Annotated in this window: 3 protein-coding genes and 1 pseudogene; all 4 read left to right on the forward strand. The window is 68.0% G+C overall.

Going from position 1 to position 4,253, the window contains the following annotated elements; all coding sequences use genetic code 11:
- The first annotated feature begins 155 nt into the window (after positions 1-155).
- The 4 genes and pseudogenes from ACFXC1_RS38395 (at position 156) to ACFXC1_RS38410 (ending at position 3,872) form a co-directional block, all read left to right on the forward strand.
- Complete coding sequence (locus ACFXC1_RS38395; protein ID WP_381251753.1) at positions 156-728, forward strand: hypothetical protein; 573 nt, start codon at positions 156-158, stop codon at positions 726-728.
- A 255-nt stretch (positions 729-983) separates the two neighbouring features.
- Complete coding sequence (locus ACFXC1_RS38400; protein ID WP_381251831.1) at positions 984-2,288, forward strand: IS630 family transposase; 1,305 nt, start codon at positions 984-986, stop codon at positions 2,286-2,288.
- A 106-nt stretch (positions 2,289-2,394) separates the two neighbouring features.
- Positions 2,395-2,705 (forward strand): annotated as a pseudogene (locus ACFXC1_RS38405) (transposase); the annotation flags it as partial.
- A gap of 387 nt (positions 2,706-3,092) precedes the next feature.
- On the forward strand, positions 3,093-3,872 hold the full coding sequence (locus tag ACFXC1_RS38410) for a hypothetical protein (RefSeq protein WP_381251755.1): 780 nt from the start codon (positions 3,093-3,095) through the stop codon (positions 3,870-3,872).
- Positions 3,873-4,253 lie beyond the last annotated feature (381 nt).

Below are 4,253 nucleotides of genomic sequence, written 5' to 3' on the forward strand. Positions count from 1 at the left end.
GGCCTACTTGAACGTTTAGGTGCGGGCGGCCCGGGCCACCACGGCCCCCCCGGGGGCGCCCCGGGGGCGGGGGGCCGAACTCGCCCGGGCCAGGGCCCCGCCCACCGTCGTCCGCCAGATCCCCCAGTCCGAACCGACCGTACGGAGAACCCACCATGACCCGCGCTGCCACCATCGGCCAGGAAACCGCAGCCCCCGCCCTGCGCCGGCTGTACCTCATCCGCTTCCTCTTCGCCCTCGCCTGGGCGGCGCTCCTGCTGTCCCTCGGCTCCGACCTCACCCTCGGGGTGAAGACCCTGCTGGTCCTCTACCCCGCGTTCGACGTGGCTGCGGCCGTCTTTGACGCCAGGTCCTCACGGGCCACCCGCCCGGCCAAGGGCCTCTACGCCAACATGGCCATCAGCACCGCCGCCGCGATCGGCCTGGCCGCTGCCGGCGCCTCCGGCACGGCCGACGTCCTTCGCGTCTGGGGAGCCTGGGCCATCGTCTCGGGCCTGGTCCAACTCGTGCTGGCCCTCCAGCGCCGGGCAATGGGCGGACAGTGGGCCATGATCCTCAGCGGCGGCATCTCCGTCCTGGCCGGCGCCTCCTTCGTCGCCGACGCCACCAAGGCCAACCCCTCCCTGCCCCATCTCGCCCGCTACGCCGCGCTCGGGGGCATCTTTTTCCTCATCTCCGCCATCCGCCTAATCCGCACCACCACCAATCCCACGGTAGCGCTGCAGTAGCCGCTACGGAGGAGCTGCTGAGGTTGCTGGGCAGCGTCTTCAGCGGCAGTGCCCTGCTCAACCCACTCACCGCCCGTCCCGTCCTCATAGAGCGGCCAGGTGCCCCGGTGTCCTGCCCGCGGCCTGGGCAGCGGCGCCGGCCGCCCAGGCCGCCAACCCGGCAAGCCTGTGCGGTCACAGCACTAGTGTGATGCGCCAGAAATCCTGAAGGTTGGTTACTACCCTGTTGGCATGTCGCATCCGGGGCCTTCTGCTGTGGAGATCACGCTGTCCGAGGCTGAGCGTGCTGAGTTGGTGCGCCGGACGGAATTGCCGCACCGGCGCTCGGCCGAGAAGGCCCGCATCATCCTGGCGTGTGCTGACGGTATGTCAAACGCGGCTGTGGCGCGGCTCGTCGGTGTCCAGGCCAAGACGGTCGGCAAGTGGCGTCGGGCTTTCGCCGCGGAGCGGATGGCCGGGCTTGAGGACGCCGGCTGGATCGGCCGGCCGAAGGCCGACCTGATCCTCGACGATGCCGAGCGCAGGCAGCTGCAGCAGTGGGCTCGGCAGGCGAAGACCGCCCAGTTCCTCGCGCTGCGGGCCAAGATCGTGCTGCGCTGCGCGGAGGGCGGGACGAACCAGCAGGCCGCGGCCGACCTCGGCATCGACAGATCGACCGTGGACCGCTGGCGGGCCCGGTTCATCGCGAAACGCCTCGATGGTCTGCATGACGAGCCCCGCTCGGGCCGGCCGCCCTCGATCCTCCTCGACCGGGTCGAGGAGGTCGTCGTGGCCACCCTGGAGTCCACTCCGGGCCAGGACACGCACTGGTCACGGGCGTCGATGGCCCAGCGCACCGGCCTGTCGAAGTCGACCATCGGGCGAATCTGGAAGCGGTTCGACCTCAAGCCCCACCTGCAGGACTCCTTCAAGTTGTCCACCGATCCGCGGTTCGTCGCCAAGGTCGTCGACGTCGTGGGCCTGTATCACCACCCGCCCGAGAAGGCGGTCGTGCTCTGCGTGGACGAGAAGTCCCAGATCCAGGCACTGGACCGCTCACAGCCGGTCTTGCCGATGATGCCGGGCATGCCCGAACGCCGGACTCATGACTACTACCGGCACGGCATCACCAGCCTGTTCGCCGCCTTCAACATCGCCGACGGCACCGTCATATCGGCACTGCACCGCCGCCACCGGGCGATCGAGTTCAAGAAGTTCCTGATCCGCATCGACAAGGCGGTGCCCGCCGGGCTCGACGTGCATCTCGTCTGTGACAACTACGCCACCCACAACACCGCCGAGATCAGGACGTGGCTGAGCAGACACCCACGCTTCCACATCCACTTCACCCCCACCGGCTCTTCCTGGATGAACCAGGTCGAGCGGTGGTTCGGCTTCCTGGCCGACCAGATGATCCGCCGGGGCGCACACAAAAACGTGCAGGCCCTCGAAGCCGACATCCGCGCCTGGGTGAAGCACTGGAACGAGGACCCCAAGCCCTTCATCTGGACCAAGACAGCCGAGGAGATCCTCGACTCCCTGGACCGTTTCTGCCGACGGATCTCCGGCGCAGGACACTAGTAGTGCTTGGTCAGGTTGGTTCGTCGGTCGCGTGTCTGTTTGAGCGGGTGTGCTGGGTAGGGAGTTGGCTGCGGTCCGGTGTGATCTGGAGGACCTCGCGGCGGAGATGTTCGAGCCGTTCGCGCGGGCGGATCAGCGCCGTTGGGGCGAGGTGTATCTGCGGGGCCTGATGTTGGACGGGTGGCGCAAGCCGATAGAACCGATGGCCGCCCGGCTGGGTGAGGACGGCAACCGGCAGGCCTTGGCCCACTTCATCACCACCAGCCCGGGGGAGGCGGCGCATGTGCGGGCCCGTCTCGCCTGGCGGATGGAGCAGGTGATCACGCCGGCCGCGCTGGTCATCGATGACACCGGTTTCCTCAAGGACGGGGATGCCTCGGCGTGGCCCGGCAGTACACCGGGACCGCGGGCCGGGTGTACTGACCCGCAGGGTTGTTGACGCGATTGATGGGCGGCTGACCACCGAGTGCGGTATGGCCGCGGTGATGATTGAGCACCTTCCAACCTGCCCAGGGTGACTCGGAGTTGGACGGGCCTGCGGAACGTCGAAGCTCCTGGTGGACGAGTTGTCGACCAAGATCAACCGTCGGGTGCCGAGACCACATCCCGTGTCCCCGGCAGCCATCGCGACCGCCGAGTGCGATGGGCTGGTCTGCCTCGGAGACGGCGGCGAAAGGCCTGGCTCAACAGGTGTGCCCGGAGTCGTCGGCCAGGCCGACGAAGGCCCGCCCGGAGCAGACCCGCGTCACTGCGGGGGGCTGATCACATAGCCTCTCCTGGCACGCACACGACAAGGGGAGGATCATGAGAGGCAGAACGGCCTGGACCGCGGCCGGCGGGGCTGCGGCCCTGGTGCTGACGACGGCGACCGGGGCGCACGCGGAAGGGCGGGGTGATGTCCGGGTGGTGAAGACCGTCGTCAACGGCGGCGGCAACGTCATCGTGGGCACTGCGAAGACAATCACCTACCCGGTCGACATCACAGTCAAGGACAACTCGGGGGTGAAGGGGCTCACGAACGTCAGCACCTTCAACAAGTCGAGCGCCTACACCTTCGCGACCTGGAACAACGACTCGTCCTGCACGAAGAAGAGCGCGACCACCTCGGTGTGCCGGGCCACACTGACCATCGACCCCGCCTGGATCGCCGACAGCGACGACATCGACACCAACAAGGTCGCCGGCGTCTGGCAGATCAACGCCACCGTCAAGGCCAACGACGGCGACTACTGGATCTCCGACCACATCGCCGAGTACAAGGTCAAGCGGGCCGCCCAGCTCACTACGGTCATCGGGCCCGAGAGGGTCGCCAAGAACGCCAAGGTGACCGTCACCGGCAAGCTGTCGCGGGCCAACTGGGAGGACCGCAAGTACCACGGCTTCCCCGGGCAGCAGGTGAAACTCCAGTTCCGGCAGAAGGGTGCAGCCCACTACGTGACGGTCAAGACCGTCACGACGGGCAACGTCGGGCAGCTGACCACCAAAGTGACCGTCACCGCGGCAGGCAGTTGGCGCTGGTACTTCCCCGGCACCACGACCACCTCGCTGAAGACGTCGGCCGGAGACACTCTCGACCTCACGTAGTCGAAGGCCCTCAGAAGCCCTCGTTGGACACCGTGCATCGAACTCATGGCCGTCACACCGAGTCGGATGTCGGTCGCGCAGACGACGGCCTTCGATTTCAGGGTCTCGTCGCGGGTGTTGCAGCCGTCCCGGTCCGCGTCGGTCCAGTGCTTGAACTCGGTGCGTTCGTAGCCGTTCCTGCTCTCGGTCTGGACGGGCAGGACGGCGGCCGCGGAGCGTGCCATACGGGTGGGGCGCGGCAAGTCCCTCTCGGAGATCACAAACAGGTCGTGATCTTCGTAGCGGTGCCGTCCGCCGCCGCGCCCGGCGTCCTGTTCCGGCCCACTCGCTCAGGCGGTGGGTCACACAAGCGTGCCGGGGCCGCGGGGCGCGGTCCCGGCA

This window comes from Streptomyces hokutonensis, assembly GCF_042751305.1.
In the GTDB taxonomy this organism is placed as follows: Bacteria; Actinomycetota; Actinomycetes; order Streptomycetales; family Streptomycetaceae; genus Streptomyces; species Streptomyces hokutonensis_A.

What these genes read in the sequence shown, in the direction of transcription:
- ACFXC1_RS38395 (WP_381251753.1), top strand. Translation starts at nt 156, where the DNA reads ATGACCCGCGCTGCCACCATCGGCCAGGAAACCGCAGCCCCCGCCCTG.
- ACFXC1_RS38410 (WP_381251755.1), top strand. Translation starts at nt 3,093, where the DNA reads ATGAGAGGCAGAACGGCCTGGACCGCGGCCGGCGGGGCTGCGGCCCTG.